The sequence below is a fragment of the Brevibacillus sp. HB1.1 genome (assembly GCF_013332445.1).
Taxonomy (GTDB): Bacteria; Bacillota; Bacilli; order Brevibacillales; family Brevibacillaceae; genus Brevibacillus; species Brevibacillus porteri.
On record NZ_JABMIV010000021.1, the window covers coordinates 33843 to 51187 of the forward strand.

Consider the following 17345-nt stretch of genomic DNA (forward strand, 5'->3'; position numbering starts at 1 on the left):
AACGTAATAGAAATTGTGGGTAAAGGGGTCGCAGCATGAAGGGAAAAAACAAAAGCATCATGATCGTCATGGCTCTGGTCATCGTCGCATTGCTGGGATACGCAGGCTATCGATTCCTTGGTCCTGTGACACTGGCGGAAGGGTATTTGTATGAAGACGATACACGCATGCTATACACGAGTGTCACGGTGAATAACGAGAAAGTAAACGTTGAAATGAAGGATTCCATCGTCGAAGCAGAAGACAGCATCCCTGTTCTGAAAACGGAGTCGATCTTGCTGGAGGGAACGCTGGATGGGGAGAAGCTGACACTCAAAAATCCGGCAACTGGCCAGGATATCATCGGCACAGTGAACGGTGATGAGCTCCAATTTGACGGCCTGCTTATGGAAGAGAATAAGGGACTGACGAGTCTTGTTGCCACAAACAAAAGCGCGTACGAAAGCAAATTGGCGACATTAACCAAGCGCATCAACGAGGAAGCGGAAGTAAAAAAGAAAGAAGTAGCAGAACAAAGAGTCAAAGAAGCAGCACGTGTCGACTTCGCCAAAAAAGTAGAACAGACAGGAAAGCTAGAGGCTGATCTGATTGAAACGGCAAAGTATTTGGACGAGCTGCAATTTACGGATGAAGCGCAGTTTTCAAACGATCAAATAGCGGAGCTGCAAAGACTGTTGGAAGAGATTCGTACCTATTCGACACAGCCAGACTTGAGCAAGATGGAATTCGAGGTCATGCAAGGAACACTGGGTAGTATGAAAGTGTTGGTCGATGGGATGAACACGATGGATGGTTCCATCCAGGATAAAAACAAAAACATGCAGGAAATGATCGCCATCATGGAGACCGACTTGAAGGATATCCAAACGATATGGGCGGAAATCAAAGCGAGCGTGCCGGATGCCGAGAAAAGGGAAAAAGCAATCCATGCAGCAGTCAAGACGGCGACCGATTCAATCGCGCAGGCGAAGCAGCGCCAAGGCTCGGTAGACAAAAGCGGACAAGCAAAAGTGAAAGAAACCGCGCACGGCCTGTATCAACAAGCGGTGAATGTACTGAATCAGACAAAAGCAAAGTATGGTTTTTAGACAGGAAAAAGGCTCTCATTCGAGAGCTTTTTCCCATTTGGGCACCCTTGTCGTTTTCAGGTCGAAAAAATTGTATTATTCTTATAGTATTACTAAGAGATAATCATAAGGCAAATTTTCCAGGAGGAGTACGATGAGCGTCTACCAGAACATTACCGAATTGATTGGAAATACGCCGATTGTTCGACTGAGGCGCATGGTTCCTGAAGGAGCAGCAGAAGTTTTTGTGAAGTTGGAGAAATTCAATCCGTCCGGGAGTGTGAAGGACCGCGCTGCCTACAATCTGATTTTGACGGCTGAGCAAGCGGGACTGATCCAACCGGGGGATACGATCATAGAGCCGACGAGCGGAAATACCGGAATCGGCTTGGCGATGAATGCCGCAGCAAAAGGCTATCGCGCGATTTTGGTCATGCCTGACAATATGTCGAAGGAACGGATCAATATATTGAAAGCGTATGGGGCAGAGGTGGTATTGACACCGAGCGAGCTGAGAATGCCGGGGGCGATTGCCAAAGCGCAAGAGCTGCAAAAAGAGATTCCGCGCAGCTTTATTCCTCAGCAATTCGAGAATCAGGCGAACCCGGACATTCATCGAACGACGACAGCTGAGGAAATTTTTACGCAAACGAATGGTCGACTGGATGCTTTTGTCGCCACTGCTGGGACAGGTGGAACGATTACCGGGACAGGCGAAGCGTTGCGGGAAAAGCTCCCAGAGCTGTATATCGCTGTCGTCGAACCAAAAGGCTCCCCGGTTCTGTCTGGCGGAAAGCCTGGCCCACATAAACTGGTCGGCACGAGCCCTGGTTTTGTTCCGCAAATCCTCAATACAAACATTTATAATGAAATCATTCAAATCGCAGACGAAGACGCCCTACAAAGCATGAGGCAGCTTGCAGCGTTGGAAGGGATTCTCGTCGGGCCTTCATCGGGTGCCTCGGTCTTTGCTGCCATCACGATTGCGAAAAGGCTGGGAGTGGGTAAGCGGGTCGTTTGCATTGCGCCTGACACAGGGGAGCGGTATTTGAGTATGAATCTTTTCTAATTAGGAGAAAAGGCGATGAGCAACGAAAAACACGCACTGATCATTGGGGCAGGCTTGAGCGGGCTTGCATCAGCGCTTGCCTTGAAGCAAAAGGGGTGGCAAGTGACGCTTTATGAGCAGGCACAGGAGCATAAAGGAATCGGTGCTGGAATCGTTTTGGCTGCCAATGCGATGAAGGCATTGGATAAGCTGGGAGTTGGACAGGAAGTACGCGAGCTTGGGGCAGCTGTCCATTCAGCAAGGATTCGCGACTGGAAGGGAAATTTGTTAGTCGAGCTACCTGTCACGGAACAAGCAGAACGGTACGGGGCTGACAGCTACTTGATTCATCGGGCTGATCTACAGCAGGCTCTTTTGGCGAAAATCTCAACACATGAATTGGTTTTAGGCAAGCAGTTCGTTTCTTTTTCTCAAAAAGAAGCAAGCGTTCAAGCCGCTTTTGCAGATGGGTCAAGTACACAGGGGGCGATTCTGATCGGAGCGGACGGGATTCATTCTCATGTACGGAAGAGACTGTTCGGTGAAGAGTCGATGAGATACTCCGGGTACACGGCGATTCGCGGGATTGCTACTTACCAAGACCCTCGTTATCCACTGGAGTCAGGAGGCGGCTTTGAAGCATGGGGCAGGGGGATTCGTTTCGGGTTTTCCCATATCGGCAACAATCGAATTCATTGGTTTGCCGCTATCAATGCACCTGAGGGAGAAAAGGATGGACCGCTGGGCCGAAAGCGAGAGACTTTGCGCCGACTGGATGGCTGGTATGAGCCAGTACGTGCAGTGATTGAGGCGACAGAGGATGCAGCCATCTTGCGGCATGATATTTACGATCGTGCACCACTCAGGAGATGGAGTGAGGGCCGAGTTACATTAGTAGGCGATGCGGCCCATCCGATGCTGCCGAATCTGGGGCAAGGAGCGGGTCAGGGAATGGAAGACGCACTTGTGCTGGCCAGATGCTTGGCAGAAGCCGATGCGGACTCGGACTCGGACTCGGCTTATGCTTTGCGTATGTATGAAGAGAAACGGAAGAAGCGGGCGAATGCAATTGTGAAAGGTTCGCGCTTAATGGGGGCAGTCACCCAGTGGGAAAATCCGCTGGCCATCGCGACCCGTCATTTCCTGTTAAAAACGATTCCTGCCCGTATCCAGAGCAGAAGACTGGACTGGATTGTTGGACACGAGGTGTGAATACGGCGGCAGAAAAAAGGCAAGGTGCATGAGGCCCTTGCCTTTCAACTTTATCCGTTTATTGATGACGTGCCTGATAGGCTAGCAACGCTGCAATGAATAACTGACCGGTTTGAATCATGGAGCGCTCATCAACATCGAATTTGGGATGATGATGCGGATACGTCGCCTGAATCTCCGGGTTGCGCCCACCGACCATGAAGAAGGTAGCGGGGCGTTCTTGGGCAAAGTAAGCAAAGTCCTCTCCGCCCATGCCAGGTGGGATTTTCAATACGCGCTCCTCACCAAAAATCCGCTTGGCTTCTGCTACAAAAAGCGGAGTCTCGGTCTCATCGTTCCAAGTAGCTGGGTAGCCGCGTTGGTACATGATTTCGCAAGTAGCGCCGACTGCCTGGCAACTGGCTTCCACGATACGTTTCAGGGATTGCTCAACCGCGACTCTCACTTCCTCGTCATACGTGCGGACGGTTCCCTTTAGCTTTACTTGATCAGGAATGACGTTGAACGCTTCGCCCCCGCCCACGAAGGAGCAAACAGACAGAACGACTTGTTTCAGCGGATCTACCTGACGGCTGGCAATCTGCTGCAAATTCATGACAACCTGACTGCCCAATACGATTGGATCAACGGAGGTATGAGGATAAGCACCGTGTCCGCCTTTTCCGTACAAGACGATCTCAAAGCTGTCTGCTGCTGCCGTAATGTAGCCATGACCGATCCCGACAGTGCCTACGGGAAGCTCGGAGGCGACGTGCGCGCCATACACGACATCGACTCCCTCGAGGCAACCCGCCTCCACCATGGCTTTGGCGCCACCAGGTGGCAGCTCTTCCGCGAACTGATGCAGAAATACCACATTTCCTGGGAGCTCATCGCGAAACTCGCTCAACACTTGTGCGACTCCCAAAAGTCCTGAGGTATGTATATCGTGACCGCAAGCGTGCATAACGCCTGGAATGCGGGACTTATACGGTACTTCTTTTTCATCTTGAATGGGCAAGGCGTCGAAGTCAGCCCGCAACGCAACTGTTTTTCCTGGCTTTCCACCCCGCAAGAGACCGACAACACCCATGCCGCCGACACCGGTTTGTACTTCTATACCAAAAGAAGCCAGCTTGTCCGCAACTTTCTTCGCTGTGTTTTCCTCCTGAAAAGAAAGCTCGGGATACATATGCAAATCACGTCTGAATGAAACAAGCTCTGGATAAATCTCCTGCAGTCGGGCAAACCATTTTTCTTCCATCGAACCCACTCCTTTTTCCTAGGGAAAGAGATTGGTATTTCGTATTCGTCTTATTATAAAAATATTCCGAATCATAATTCAATGTATGATTTTGAGAACTATAATGAAGCGAAATTCATATTATGTAGACATTTCCAGTAGAAATCTCTAGAATATTAGAGAGACGTGTTCAAAAGGTCGTGTTTTTAGTACAACTGCGCCATCCACAGACGACTTTTTGAACAGATAGATTGAGGGGATTATGACGAGTTCACATCCAAAAAATCCTAGAGTACTACTCATTATGCTCGTTTCTGGTATCCTTGTTTTGATCTTGACTTGTGTAAGCATCGCGATTTCCTATTTCAATACGATTCAATCCGTCCGACTCTCCATTGCGAATCAAAGCATGAAAGCTGCTTCGGTGGTAGCAGACAGTCTAGATGTTGACGCGTACCAGGAGTTTTTACGAAATCCGGTAAAAGAGACCCCCGCCTATAAACGAATCGAACAGCAATTGAATCAAGCACGTGAGCAATTCGGTCTGCTGTATTTATACACGATTCAAGTCAATGAAGACAGGCAGAGTGGTCGCGCGATGATCGTTGCAAGACCTCCAAGTGCGCAGCAAAATTTTGATATCGGTATGCCTATTGTTCTATCTTCTGAGCACATTCAAATGATTTACGAAGGATCATCAGCGTACTACTCAGATATTATCAGAGATCCAGATTACGGGGTTTACATGTCTGCGGGTGCGCCGCTTAGAGATAGAGAAGGAAGAATCATTGGAATCATCGGAGTAGATACGGATGTAGCCATCGTCGAGGACATTGGAAATGATGTCGTTCGTAACAGCATTCCTGTTTTTGCGATTCAAGGTTTTTTTGTCGTCGTACTGATCTTCCTGGTTCTTTGCATGGAACGCTGGTACCAACGCGCCATCAAGGCAGCAGTTGGCGAGACGGAAGAAACCTATCAGGATGAATTACGCTCAGTCATTTGTTCGATGCGCTCCATACGCCATGATTTCGTCAATCACATGCAAGTGCTGTACGGATTGATCGAATGCGGATATTATCCAAAAGCACGAGATTACGTGCAGTCGCTGCTGAAAGAAACCAAGCTTCTGGACCTCACCGTGAGGTTTGCGAATCCTGCCTTAATGGTATTGCTTCACACGAAATGGGAGCAGGCTAAATCCAAACAAATCGTAATGCAATTTGAAGAATGTTCTGATCCAATGGATAGTATTCCTTCCATTGATCTGATCAAAATTTTATCGAATCTGATTGATAATGCGATTGAAGCGGCTGAATTAGCGGATGGGGAAAAGCGAATCAGCATTTATTTTTGCTGTGATGAAGAACATATTATTTTCCAAGTGGAAAATACAGGACCGGAAATAACGCCAGAACAACGTGCACGTATTTTCGAGAAGGGCTATACAACGAAAACAGAGAAAAAATGTGGCTCGCGTGGAACGGGTCTGACGATTGTAGATTCAGTTGTTCACAAGTACAAGGGGAAAATTGAGGTTGGGTCGGAGCGGGGAATCACGAGATTTACCGTTTGGTTGCCAGTGAAATAGGCAAGTAACGAAAACGATTCTAGGATGATAAAGAAAAAGCCGTCAATGATTTGACGGCTTTTTGCTTTTGTGAGTCGCTATGCATTTTGTGCTGGCGCAGGCTGCGCTACTTGGCTTTCCTGTGCTTGAAATGGACGTGAGATCGAGTAAAAGGCAAACCCGAACGAAAGCAGGACGAACATTGCTCCAACCCAAGGGGTGTAGATGACAGATGACCGCTCGACGACGAGACCGCCAGCCAGAGAGCCAAGGGCGATACCTAAATGTTGGGCAGAAGTATTCAAGCTTAATTGAATGTCTGCGGTAGCAGGTGAGCAGGAGATCAAATAGTTTTGTTGTGCTGGCGAAATAGCCCAGCTAAGCGCACTCCAGATTACCATGATCGGCAAGAACAAATATAGCGAGCCTGTAAAAAACGGCAAGACACACATGATCAAGCCAAACACTGGAATGATGAACAGAATGCTTTTGGTTGCTCCCCATTTGTCTGAGATCCACCCCCCAATACCACCGCCTGCAACGGCAGCAATCCCGAACAAGAGATAAATCCAGCTCAGTGTCGTTCCGTCCACATTCATCGTCGTTTGCAGATAAGGAGTAAAGTATGCATACAGCGTCAAGTGACCTGTCAGCATTAACAAGACGATAAATAAGGCGCTGAATAGCTTGCTGCTACGGAGGGTAGTCATTTGATCACGTAGCGGAATCGGCGGTGCAGTTTGGACTTTTGGCAAAAACAAGAGGATAAAAATCATCGCGACGATACTCAGTGCCGCAATTAGCCAAAACGGGGCACGCCATCCGAAGGCATTCCCCAGAGCCAATCCGACAGGGACGCCGAGTACGAGCGAACCGCTAATCCCCATGAAAATAACGCCAATGGCACGGCCGCGATAAGCAGGTTCCACAAGGCTCGTCGCAATCGTAATCGACAGCACAATCAGGATGGAACTGCTTGCTGCGCTCAAGATGCGCGCCGTCATTAATACAGCGTAGCTCGGACTAAGTGCCGCGAGCACATTACTCAGGAAAAAGGCCGCTAATGCATACAAGTATAGCTTTTTGCGCTCAACACGCCTCGTAACATGCAGGAGCAGAGGAGCGGCAACAGCAAATGCAAGTGAGAATATGGTGATTAATTGTCCGGCAGCGCTAATCGATATCTGAAGATCACGAGCAATCAGATCGAGCGTACCACCGATAATCAATTCCACCGTACCTACAACAAAGGTAGCAATCGCTAAGATGAAGACACGTGGATTCAAAACAATAGCTCCTCTCGAGTAAAAAGGTTACTACCATAATAGTAACCTTTTTGATCATGTGCAACTAGAAATTTCTCCTTACAAATAGAAAGGACTCTGGCCAAAAGCCAAAGTCCAGGTATTGTCAGTATCGGAGGCGAATGATCATCTTGCGGATTTCTTCATCGTCAAAGAGTTGATCCACATATTTTTGGGTGATTTTTGTCAACGCGACATCATGGTAAAACGAATCAGCAAAAAATTTGACGAAAGGTTGACCGCGTGTCTTGATCGCATGCCAGCCCGTGTCCTCCTCGCCTGCAAAAATCATTTCATCTTGGTCCGCTACGATTAGCTGATAGCGCTCCAAGCCTTGATGCTCTTGCACAGGGATAAAGGAATGAACACAGGAGAGCTTGGTGTTAATCTGCCCGATGACCAAGGCTTCGATCTCCACCCCTTCTTTTTCTTTCATCTCCAGTAGGGGTACATACTCCAAAAAATCATTGGACCAGGCAGAGATGCGAATAGACCGTGTTGCTCGTTGGATCAATTGTTTGCATTCCGCGCGGATCGATTCATCAACCTTCAGGCTCCAGACTCGGTCATCACGTACAGTTTTATGAGAAAGGGAGCTGGTCAATTTTTTGACGTCTGTTTGAAATTGGCGGGTCAGCTTTTCTACCAGGCTGTCCAAAGGCAGGGCTGTATACCGCTTTTTCTTTTCCGATACGGTGTCAAGAACCATCCCCTTTTCTACCAGACGATTCAACACCTCGTAAATTTTTGCTTTTGGCACTCCCGAATGCTTCACGACCATTGCTGCATCGAGAGGCTCGCCGCTAGACGCCAACGCTTCATAAACTTTACTCTCATACAGAGAAAAACCAAATGTTTGCAGCATCAAAATCCTCCATGGACAACACGAGCATTTTTATTCGATCGTACCGATAATCGAGTTGTTTTGCAAGAAAGAGAGGAGGGCGAAAGAAATATATGATAGAAAAACATCGAGTTTTTTCGACAAAATTCAACAAATCTCTATAGGTCTTTAGGATGTAGACACAACGGTAATATATCGAACAGATACCCTTTGAATAAATGATTAGCCGAAAATTCGGCACTTGTCGTAAGTAGTTCGATAGCCTTATTGAGCAATTTCTTTTGAACGGGAAGTATTTTTTGTCGAAGAAAAGAATTTGGCAAAAATTACGTATCACGCAATAATTATGAATAGTCGGAATTGGGGGTTTGATTTTTCCGATGCATCACAAATAGATAGAAAAAGAGGGTGAACCGTAGTGAAGAAAAGCAAGAAGCTCTTATCCGTTTTATTTTCCTCCTCACTCGTGCTCAGTACTTTCGTGGCTGCACCTACAGCTGGTTTGGCCAAATCAAAAGAGGACAAGCATGATCTGCATGTAGACTTGTCCACAGTTAACCTGGAGCGACTGATTAAAGGGTTAATGGAGCAAGGAATCATTGATGAAGACGCCGATCAGGATGAGATTGACGAGGCGTTGCTCGAGTACTTGGAAGACAAAAAAGTACCACACGGCGTTGACGAATCGACCTCTTTCGGTAAAGAAGCAAGCAGAGGTCAGCAGGCAGCATTGGCGAAGGCAGCCCAGAAAGTGGCTGAGATGGAGGATGGCGATGAATTGCGCTCTTCCAAACGACTACATACTGATAACATCGTTGTCGCTCTTGTCGAGTTCCCTGACCGGGAGCATAATCAGCTACCAAAAGTGAATGACTCGCTTTGGACGAAAGACTTCAACGAGAAGCACTACAAAGAGATGCTGTTTGATCAGAAGGGGTACGAAACTCCTGAAGGTATCGGTATGACAACGATGGCGAAATATTTCTATCTGCAATCGGGAAAAACGTGGACGGTTGATGGTGTGGTAACGCCATGGCAGATGGCTGAGAATAGCTACAAGTATTATGGCGAAAATTCCAAGGCTGGTGACGATTCCAATCCGCGCGATCTAGTAATCGAGACGCTTGAGGCAGTTGGGGATTCCATTGCCGGGAAAGAGGAATTGTACGATCAGCGCGATCCGTATGACTTCGATGGCGATGGTGATCTGATGGAGCCAGATGGCAATCTGGACAACCTCATGCTCGTTCATGCTGGGATCGGCGAAGAAACTGGGGAAGACGCAGATGCGATTTGGTCCCACCGTTGGACTTTGAAGAGACCTGTAGAAATTCCAGGTACAAGCCTCAAAGCGTTTGATTACATGATTCAACCAGAGGATGGCGCACCAGGCGTATTCACTCACGAATACGGACACAATCTCGGTTTGCCAGACTTGTATGACACGACAAGAGGCGGAAAAGATTCGCCAGTAGGTGCTTGGTCCCTCATGTCGTCCGGTAGCCATACAGGTAAGGTTTTCCAAACAGAACCTACTGGCCTTGATCCTTGGTCCAAAATGGTGCTGCAACAAATGTTCGGTGGAAACTGGATTAATCCGTACGTGCTGGACTACAAGGATGTAGAGAAGCGCAAGAGATCCCTTCGACTCATTGATGCGAGCAGCCTTGAGAAGGACGGCAAGGTCATCAAGCTGAACATGCCAAAGGTCGAAAAGAAACCGCCGGTTGAGCCAAAAGATGGAGGATACGCCTACTTCTCGGATGAAGGCAACAAGCTGAATACAAAAATGACGTCTGATGTGATCGATTTAACAGGGGTCAGCTCCGCAACGATGAAATTCGATTCGTGGAGAAGCATTGAGGAAGGCTATGACTACGTGAGCGTCAATGTAATCGACGCGGATACAGGCGAGAAAAAAGAAGTTCAAAAATACGATGACGTAACAAAAGGCTGGGACAAAGAAGAAATCAGCCTGAACGAGTTCGCTGGTAAAAAGGTACAAGTCGAGTTTAACTATGTAACGGATGTCGCTTTCGTGATGGATGGCTTCTATTTGGATAACTTTGAAGTAGAGGCGGATGGACAAGTCATCTTCGCAGATGATGCAGAGGGTGAGAAGAAGTTCAAATTGGATGGTTTCTCTCACTTCGATGGAAAAGGAAAAATGTTCGATGCGTACTACCTAATTGAGCTGCGTTCTCACGAAGGAATTGACGCTGGTCTGAAGCATTTCCGACGCAACGACTCTTTCTTCACGTATGATCCAGGTATGGTGATCTGGTACTTTGATGGTCGCTATGAAAGAACCCGTGACAACAATACGAGCCTGCATCCAGGCTACGGCATGCTCGGTGTAGTAGATGCCCATCAGGAAGTACGTTACTGGAACAATGATGAAGGTAACAAAAAGGCAATTGCAGACTCCCGTTACCAAGTGAATGACGCTGCGTTTAGCCCGAACGACACTTCTGGAATAAAGCTGGATTACATTATGGGAACCATGGAATACGAGCCGTTGGATGGAGTAACTGAGTTTGAAGACAGTGATGATTACTCGATGCCGGAAGTGCCCGAAGTCGGTAAAATCCTGCCGCAAATCGGTTTGGAAATCAAACTGAAAAGAGTTGCCAAGAAGTTCACGGATGCTACGATTGAACTCTCCATTGATAAAGATTAATTCATAAGTCAAAAGACGCCACGCATCGCTAAGCTGATGTTTGGCGTCTTTTTACGTTTCCATGAAGGCCCCTGATATCTAAATTCAGAGGCCTGTTTTTACTGGTCTAAGCTCGGCTTCATCGCAATAGGCTATAACAATGAACGACAAGCTGCCCGATCTGATTGCGCGTAAGAAAGGCAACCTTTTGTACAGGCATAGGTATCGCGCCCGGCAGCAAGGGGGGATCAATCATGCTGCATATTGTTGCTTGCATTAAGCAGGTGCCGGACACCAAAATCATCAAGATGAATCCGAAGACGAATACGATGGATCGCGCCAGTGCGCCAGCCATTCTCAACCCGTATGATGCACATGCGGTGGAGGAAGCCGTTCGTTTGAAAAATCGATATGGGGGTGTGGTCTCCGTCGTCACCATGGGACCGCCACCAGCGGTGAAGGCTATTCGGAAATGTATCGAGATCGGAGCAGACGCAGGCTATCTGGTAACGGATCGTGCATTTGCCGGAGCAGACACATTGGCGACCAGCTATGCAATTACCAAAGCCATTGAGAAGATTGCAGAAAGCCAGCCAGTCGACCTCGTCATTTGCGGGAAGATGACCATCGACGGTGATACGGGACAAGTCGGACCGGGTGTCGCCAGAAGGTTGGATATTCCGCCGCTCACGTGTGTGAAAAAAGTAGTGGAAATAAACAAAGAACAAGGTTACGCCATCGTGCATCGAAAGCTGGAGGATGGTTATGAAGTCATTCAGTCGACCTTGCCTTGTTTGTTTTCCGTGGAGAAGGAGATTAACGAGGTACCTTATTCTCCGCTGCCTAACATGCTTCGAGCTGCTAAATATAATCCCGTTGTCTGGTCCGTCGATGACTTGGGGGATATCGATCGGACGCAGTTAGGTCTGAAGGGCTCTCCTACCATCGTTGCAAAAGTTTGGCCCCCAGAGAAGCCAAAGGGTGGCGAGATACTCGAAGGAAGCGCCAGCGAGCAAATCGCACGCTTGATGGAAATTTTGCACGATAAACAGCGACTGTTTCGGGTGAAGGAGGAGCAGATATGAATCTGGATGATTTTCGTGGCATCTGGGTGTTTTTAGAGGTGAGTGACGGCCGTATCGCGCCTGTATCACTCGAGCTGCTGGGGGCGGGAAGACAAATGGCTGACAAGCGAGACGTGCCGCTTGCTGGCTTGTTAATCGGAGATGGAATCAAGGAGTTGGCCCACACGGCGTTTCCATACGGTGCGGACCAAGTGTATGTATACGATCAAAAGATTTTTCATGATTACCGAACAGAGTCGTACATGCGAGCTGTTATCGAATGTGTTCAAAAGCACAAGCCGGAAATCATCTTGTACGGTGCGACTTCAACCGGAAAAGATTTGGCGAGCGCTGTCGCGACGGACTTGGAGACAGGGCTGACCGCTGACACGACCATGCTCGATGTGAACGCGGAGACAGGCTTATTGGAGGCGAGCCGTCCAGCGTTTGGCGGTAACATCATGGCGACCATTTTGTGCAAAAAACATCGACCGCAAATGGCGACCGTCCGCCCAAAAGTCATGAAAGCGCTTGAGCCAGACGAGTCACGTACAGGAAAGATTATCGAAGAAAGCATGGAGCTACGTGAAGAAGACATTCGCACAAAAGTACTGAAAATCGTCCGGGAGACGAAGGAAAAGGTGCGTCTGGATGAGGCTGATGTGATCGTCGCTGGTGGCAAAGGACTCGGAAGCAAGGAAGGTTTTGCACTTATTCATCGCTTTGCAGAACGAATCGGGGCAACCGTTGGGGCCAGCAGAGATGCGGTGGAAGCAGGCTGGATCGGTCATGAATATCAGGTAGGGCAGACGGGAGTGACTGTTACGCCAAAAATTTACTTTGCCATCGGCATATCGGGAGCTATCCAGCATTTGGTCGGCATGCGCAACTCGGGATTGATCATTGCCATCAATAAAGATCCGAATGCACTCATCTTCCAGTCTTGTCACTACGGTATTGTCGGTGATGCTTTTGAAATTGTGCCATTGCTCATTGAAGCATTCCAAAAGGAGCCGGACAAGGAGGTAACGTATGGCTGAGAAATTTGATGTAATCATTGTCGGAGCAGGTCCGGCTGGCACAGCTTGTGCTTATACGCTTGCCAAAGCGGGTGTAAATGTTCTGTTGATGGAGCGCGGGGAATATCCGGGTTCCAAAAACGTCATGGGAGGTGTTTTGTATCGTAAAACGATGGAAGACATCATTCCCGAATTTTACAAAGAGGCGCCTGTTGAACGTCCGATCGTCGAACAGCGGTTCATGATGCTCGATAAGGAATCAGCCATCAATTTCAGTTATAAAGGCATGGAGTGGGCCCAGGAACCCTATAACAATTTCACGGTGCTGCGGGCGAAATTTGACCAATGGTTTGCAGATAAAGCCGTGCAGCAGGGAGCACTGTTACTCAATGAGACCGTTGCCTTGCAGTGCATTGTTGAAAATGGCAAGGTAGTCGGTATCAAAACAGATCGACCGGATGGGGATCTATATGCAGATGTTGTCGTACTGGCAGACGGCGTCAACTCCTTGCTGGCGAAATCGTTAGGCTTCCACAAAGAGTTTCGCCCAGATGAAGTAGCGCTCGCCGTCATGGAAGTACTGAAGCTGGATCGCAAAATAATCGAGGATCGCTTTAACTTAGAGGGCGATCACGGTTGTACGATTGAAATTTTCGGGGATTCGACCAAAGGGATTTTGGGGACGGCGTGGTTGTATACGAATAAGGACAGCTTGAACATTGGGGTAGGGACGATGCTGTCAGGTCTAATCAAAAACAAGATCAAACCTTATGAGTTGTTAGACTATGTTAAGAATCATCCGATGATTCGGCCGTATATCCAAGGCTGTGAGCAGCAGGAATACTTGGCGCACCTGATTCCCGAGGGCGGATATCGTTCCATTCCCAAAGTTGTCGGCAATGGTGTACTTGTCGTAGGAGATGCTGCCCAGCTCGTCAATGCAATCCATCGAGAGGGATCGAATATGGCAATGGCATCTGGTGTCATGGCGGCGGAAACGATCCTGGCGGCAAAAGAGGCAGGGGACTATTCCGAAAAAATGCTCGACGGATACCGAATCAATCTGTTGAATAGCTTTGTCGGTCAAGATTTGAAAAAGTACAAGGACGCAACGCATCACTTTGAAAAATTCCCGCAGTATTTCGAACAGTATATTCCGATGATGAACAAAGCGGCGAGTCAAATGTTTACTGTTGATGGCAGCTCGAAATGGAGCAAGCAGAAGAAAATCTGGAGCGACCTCGGCTCTGCGAAGGACAAATGGAAAATGGCGCGTGACTTGATGAATGCGTGGAGGGTGATGAAGTGATGCAGGATCTACCGAAGGGCCAGTCAATCGAGGAGAAACAGTACCTTGTGCGCTTCAAAGCGGATACGGAGTCACATCTGCATGTGCTCTCCGCAGATGTTTGTGCGACGCAATGCCCTGATAAGCTCTGTACGATCTTCTGTCCTGCGGAAGTATACAAATGGGAAGAAGTGCGGATGCACGTCGGTTACGAAGGGTGTCACGAGTGTGGGAGCTGCCGCATTGGTTGTCCGTACGAAAATATCAAATGGGTGTATCCGAAGGGTGGGCACGGAATCATCTTCAGACTCGGGTAATGGGCGGCGATGAGCGGTGATACAAGTAGGCGATCTGGTCGTATACGTTAAGGATGGTGCAAAGGGAGTCGTTATTCATATTGAGGAGGACCGCTTCCAGGTAAAGTGGGAAGATGATTTTGTCAGCTGGGAGAAAAGGGAATGGCTGCTGCCCAGTTCAATGGAACATGGCGATCTTCAAAAACAGAAAGAACAGCGGGAGTAAATTCCCACTGTTCTTTTGTTTTGAGTGAATTTGACACTAGTTACGGACTGTATAAGGATACACCCGAGCAAAAGGCCCCTCAATTTGAAAACAGCCGAGAACTGGTTGTGGAGAAGCGAGCGAAACGATGAGATACGCGACCTCCGGGTAATGACAGTAAGCAATATCTTCAGGTGACGGAATGGGAGGTGCAGTAGGGTGGGAGTGATAGATCCCGACCAAATGCTCCCCACGTAACGCCATTTTGTGGAAAACGTGTTGGATCTGCTTGGGGTCCATGGCGAAGGCGACCGGGCTTTTCAATGTATTTTCCATACGCCAAACCGTCTGTGCACTCCCATTTCTACCGGAAAGCAATCCGCACGTTTCATTTGGCTTCTTCTCCAGGGAATCTCGGATGATTTCATCCCAGACTGTACGGGTCAAGGAAAAGGGGATCTCTAAAAGATTAGCCCTGCCAACGCCTGCCGCAGCAACCTCCGCTCGTTCTATTCTGGACGGACGGTTGCGGTTGGACTCTGTGAACCGGACCGGATTTTGGCAATGGTGATGGCGGCATTCTCGATGGACGCTGAGCAGGATGGACTTGATGTTGTTGACGTTGCTGATACAGTGCACGCATTTGTTCAGGTGTCATGGTTTTTCCTCCCTTTCTGTACTGTATTATGTTGTATTCAGGATAGATTCACATGGTAACGGCTCTCGCACATTTTCAACGTTTCAACGAAAGGGGTTGAACTCGTTGCCATTTTTGGGATAGGGCATCTGCATCTTTACTGGTGTGGAAGATAGTTGTTGAGTGGAGGGGTCGGAGCTTGGCATGAATTGCGTGCTTGGGTGGAATTGAGTACTCGGTTGAAATTGGGCATTATGCTGGAGTTGACTGAAGGCTTTATTGGTTCGAGCTTCTTTTTGCGTGAATTCTTTGATGATTTGCTTGTATTTTTCTTCGGTGTTTTGGAGATCTTTCACCACGTTTTTGAGTCCGGTGATCGTCTTTTTCAATACTTGCTCCTGGGATGTAAACTGCTCAATAGCTTTTTCTTTTTCTGTTAACAGAGAGTCGTATTTTTGGGTAGTTTTCTCCAGTACTTCGTTCCATTTAGTTTTTTGAAGAGAGACGTTTGCGAGCTTTTCGTCGGTTTCCTTGGCTTGTTGCTGAAAAGCTTTGATACGATCCTGTGCCTCCGTTAATTTCTGTTGTGTATCTTTTAACTCCGACTGGAGACTCTTAACGGTGTTTTGTGTTTGTTGGATTTCTTCGTCGCGTTTTTGGATGCTTTGCTGCAATTCTTGCTCATGCAGGGAATGCGATTCGGCCAGCTTTTTATAGTCAGCGACGAGTTGATTTTTCGTTAACCGAGCTGCTTCCAGCTCAAGGAGAGCTTCTGTTAATTGCTGAGAAGTCTCTTCGTGCTTTGCTGTCCAACTTTGTTCGAGATCTATTGCTTTTTGCAACATATCGTGGCGGGTGGCTTCTAGCTCTTGCTCTTTCGTACGTAAATCCTGTTTTTGCGCTTCAAGTTCCTGCTCTCGGGTGTATCTATCTTGATTCTGCACTTGTAGCTCCTGCTCTCGGGTTTGCAAATCTTGCCTCTGAACATGTATTTCCTGCTCCTGAGAGAGGAGGGCCAATTCCAGTGTATTTAGTTCTTGCTCCCGAGTAAGCAATTCCTGTTCACGATTGTGTAGGGTATGCCCTTGAGCCTGGAGCTCCTGCTCTTGGTTGTGTAGCTCTTGATCTCGCTCGTTCAGCTCTTGTTTTAGTGTGAGTAACTCTTGCTCGTGGGAGTGGATTTCCTGCTCATGTGAGAGAAGCTCCTGTCCGCGAAGCTGTAGTGCTTGCTCTCGGGATTGAAGCCCTTGTTCTTGAACCTGTAGTTCTTGGCTCTGAGCCAAAAGCGCCTGCTCCTGGGAGAGGTTGGCTTGTTCCCAATCCCGAAGCCCCTGTTCATGGGTCTTGAGCTCTTGTTCTTGAACCTGCAACGCCTGTGCATGAGCTTGTAGCTCTTTTCCTTGTACCTGCAGATCTTGTTCAAAACCGTTTAGTTCTTCTTCCCTTGCTTGAAGGTCTCGCGTCTGCGCGAGAAGTTCTTGATCTCGTGCCTGAAGCCCTTGCTCGAAAGTGAGCAGCTCTTGTTCTTTCGTCTGGAGGTTTTGATTTTGAGAGAGAAGTTCTTGCCCGCGCGTTTGCAGCTCTTGCTCGAGAGTGTAAAGGTCTTGCTCTCGTGCTTGAAGGTATTGCGCCTGGGTGAGAAGGTCTTGCCCCCGAGCTTTAATACCTTGTTCGAGGATGGTTAGTTCTTGTTCTTTTGTTTGCAGATTATCTGCTTGTGTCTGCAGTTTTTGCCCTTGTACTTGGAGCTCTTGCTCAAAATGGAGAAGGTCCTGCTCCCGTGCGTTGAGATCTTGCGTCTGGGAATGTAGATCTAACGCTTTGGAAGTGAGCTGTTGTTCTTGCTTCTGCAAGTTTTGAGTCAGGGATTGAAGTTCTTGGTCTTTCGTCTGAAGTTTTTGATCAAGATC

15 protein-coding genes and 1 pseudogene are annotated in these 17345 nt (G+C 48.1%); 10 read left to right on the plus strand and 6 right to left on the minus strand.

The features are described 5' to 3' along the window. Positions 1 to 35: 35 nt before the first annotated feature. From HPY27_RS29190 to HPY27_RS29200, 3 genes are all read left to right on the plus strand, one after another. Positions 36 to 1088: a hypothetical protein gene (locus HPY27_RS29190; RefSeq protein ID WP_174226552.1), complete on the plus strand. Its 1053-nt coding sequence runs from the start codon at positions 36 to 38 to the stop codon at positions 1086 to 1088. Positions 1089 to 1221: 133 nt separating this feature from the next. Further along, a complete protein-coding gene (gene cysK, locus HPY27_RS29195) occupies positions 1222 to 2136 on the plus strand; it encodes a cysteine synthase A (protein ID WP_174226553.1) in 915 nt (304 codons plus the stop codon). A gap of 15 nt (positions 2137 to 2151) precedes the next feature. Then, on the plus strand, positions 2152 to 3327 hold the full coding sequence (locus tag HPY27_RS29200) for an FAD-dependent monooxygenase (RefSeq protein ID WP_174226554.1): 1176 nt from the start codon (positions 2152 to 2154) through the stop codon (positions 3325 to 3327). 58 nt (positions 3328 to 3385) lie between these two features. Here HPY27_RS29200 and HPY27_RS29205 read toward each other — a convergent pair whose 3' ends face one another. Further along, positions 3386 to 4570, minus strand: a complete 1185-nt coding sequence (locus HPY27_RS29205; RefSeq protein ID WP_069845512.1) for an amidohydrolase — start codon at positions 4568 to 4570, stop codon at positions 3386 to 3388. A gap of 283 nt (positions 4571 to 4853) precedes the next feature. Between HPY27_RS29205 and HPY27_RS29210 the strand changes: the two genes are divergently transcribed. Continuing rightward, positions 4854 to 6140, plus strand: coding sequence for an ATP-binding protein (locus HPY27_RS29210; RefSeq protein ID WP_254613029.1), 1287 nt, complete (start codon positions 4854 to 4856; stop codon positions 6138 to 6140). 77 nt (positions 6141 to 6217) lie between these two features. On the opposite strand, the gene HPY27_RS29215 is transcribed toward HPY27_RS29210, so the two are convergent. Then, a complete protein-coding gene (locus HPY27_RS29215) occupies positions 6218 to 7405 on the minus strand; it encodes an MFS transporter (RefSeq protein WP_173622413.1) in 1188 nt (395 codons plus the stop codon). A gap of 124 nt (positions 7406 to 7529) precedes the next feature. Next, positions 7530 to 8288 carry a TrmB family transcriptional regulator gene (locus tag HPY27_RS29220; RefSeq protein ID WP_017251135.1) on the minus strand — a complete coding sequence of 253 codons (759 nt, stop codon included), beginning with the start codon at positions 8286 to 8288 and terminating at the stop codon, positions 7530 to 7532. Between the two features lie 397 nt (positions 8289 to 8685). Here HPY27_RS29220 and HPY27_RS29225 point away from each other — a divergent pair, with 397 nt between their 5' ends. The 6 genes from HPY27_RS29225 to HPY27_RS29250 all read left to right on the plus strand — a co-directional run bounded on the left by HPY27_RS29225 (position 8686) and on the right by HPY27_RS29250 (position 14819). Next, a complete protein-coding gene (locus HPY27_RS29225) occupies positions 8686 to 10947 on the plus strand; it encodes an immune inhibitor A domain-containing protein (protein ID WP_173622414.1) in 2262 nt (753 codons plus the stop codon). Positions 10948 to 11180: 233 nt separating this feature from the next. Then, positions 11181 to 12011, plus strand: a complete 831-nt coding sequence (locus HPY27_RS29230; protein WP_069845507.1) for an electron transfer flavoprotein subunit beta/FixA family protein — start codon at positions 11181 to 11183, stop codon at positions 12009 to 12011. Then, a complete protein-coding gene (locus HPY27_RS29235; protein WP_173622415.1) occupies positions 12008 to 13030 on the plus strand; it encodes an electron transfer flavoprotein subunit alpha/FixB family protein in 1023 nt (340 codons plus the stop codon). The genes HPY27_RS29230 and HPY27_RS29235 overlap by 4 nt, the downstream gene beginning before the upstream one ends. Beyond that, positions 13023 to 14318 (plus strand): FAD-dependent oxidoreductase, encoded by a 1296-nt coding sequence (locus tag HPY27_RS29240; RefSeq protein ID WP_017251139.1) that lies wholly within the window; start codon positions 13023 to 13025, stop codon positions 14316 to 14318. The genes HPY27_RS29235 and HPY27_RS29240 overlap by 8 nt, the downstream gene beginning before the upstream one ends. Next, positions 14318 to 14614: a ferredoxin family protein gene (locus HPY27_RS29245; protein ID WP_007726971.1), complete on the plus strand. Its 297-nt coding sequence runs from the start codon at positions 14318 to 14320 to the stop codon at positions 14612 to 14614. Before HPY27_RS29240 ends, HPY27_RS29245 begins: the two co-directional genes overlap by 1 nt. A gap of 16 nt (positions 14615 to 14630) precedes the next feature. After that, positions 14631 to 14819, plus strand: coding sequence for a hypothetical protein (locus HPY27_RS29250; protein ID WP_017251140.1), 189 nt, complete (start codon positions 14631 to 14633; stop codon positions 14817 to 14819). A 36-nt stretch (positions 14820 to 14855) separates the two neighbouring features. Here the strand turns inward: HPY27_RS29250 and HPY27_RS29255 are convergent, their stop codons facing one another. The 3 genes and pseudogenes from HPY27_RS29255 to HPY27_RS29260 all read right to left on the minus strand — a co-directional run. Next, entirely contained in the window at positions 14856 to 15245 is a 390-nt protein-coding gene (locus tag HPY27_RS29255; protein WP_217438134.1) for a M67 family metallopeptidase, read from the minus strand. 22 nt (positions 15246 to 15267) lie between these two features. Further along, complete coding sequence (locus HPY27_RS29980) at positions 15268 to 15456, minus strand: hypothetical protein (protein ID WP_145958313.1); 189 nt, start codon at positions 15454 to 15456, stop codon at positions 15268 to 15270. Positions 15457 to 15539: 83 nt separating this feature from the next. Beyond that, positions 15540 to 17345: pseudogene (locus tag HPY27_RS29260) on the minus strand (hypothetical protein); the annotation flags it as partial.

Bases quoted from the DNA above. Each gene is read 5' to 3' on its own strand.
- HPY27_RS29190 (WP_174226552.1), top strand. From the start codon at position 36: ATGAAGGGAAAAAACAAAAGCATCATGATCGTCATGGCTCTGGTCATC.
- cysK (WP_174226553.1), top strand. From the start codon at position 1,222: ATGAGCGTCTACCAGAACATTACCGAATTGATTGGAAATACGCCGATT.
- HPY27_RS29200 (WP_174226554.1), top strand. From the start codon at position 2,152: ATGAGCAACGAAAAACACGCACTGATCATTGGGGCAGGCTTGAGCGGG.
- HPY27_RS29205 (WP_069845512.1), bottom strand. From the start codon at position 4,570: ATGGAAGAAAAATGGTTTGCCCGACTGCAGGAGATTTATCCAGAGCTT.
- HPY27_RS29210 (WP_254613029.1), top strand. From the start codon at position 4,854: ATGCTCGTTTCTGGTATCCTTGTTTTGATCTTGACTTGTGTAAGCATC.
- HPY27_RS29220 (WP_017251135.1), bottom strand. From the start codon at position 8,288: ATGCTGCAAACATTTGGTTTTTCTCTGTATGAGAGTAAAGTTTATGAA.
- HPY27_RS29230 (WP_069845507.1), top strand. From the start codon at position 11,181: ATGCTGCATATTGTTGCTTGCATTAAGCAGGTGCCGGACACCAAAATC.
- HPY27_RS29235 (WP_173622415.1), top strand. From the start codon at position 12,008: ATGAATCTGGATGATTTTCGTGGCATCTGGGTGTTTTTAGAGGTGAGT.
- HPY27_RS29240 (WP_017251139.1), top strand. From the start codon at position 13,023: ATGGCTGAGAAATTTGATGTAATCATTGTCGGAGCAGGTCCGGCTGGC.
- HPY27_RS29245 (WP_007726971.1), top strand. From the start codon at position 14,318: ATGCAGGATCTACCGAAGGGCCAGTCAATCGAGGAGAAACAGTACCTT.
- HPY27_RS29980 (WP_145958313.1), bottom strand. From the start codon at position 15,456: ATGACACCTGAACAAATGCGTGCACTGTATCAGCAACGTCAACAACAT.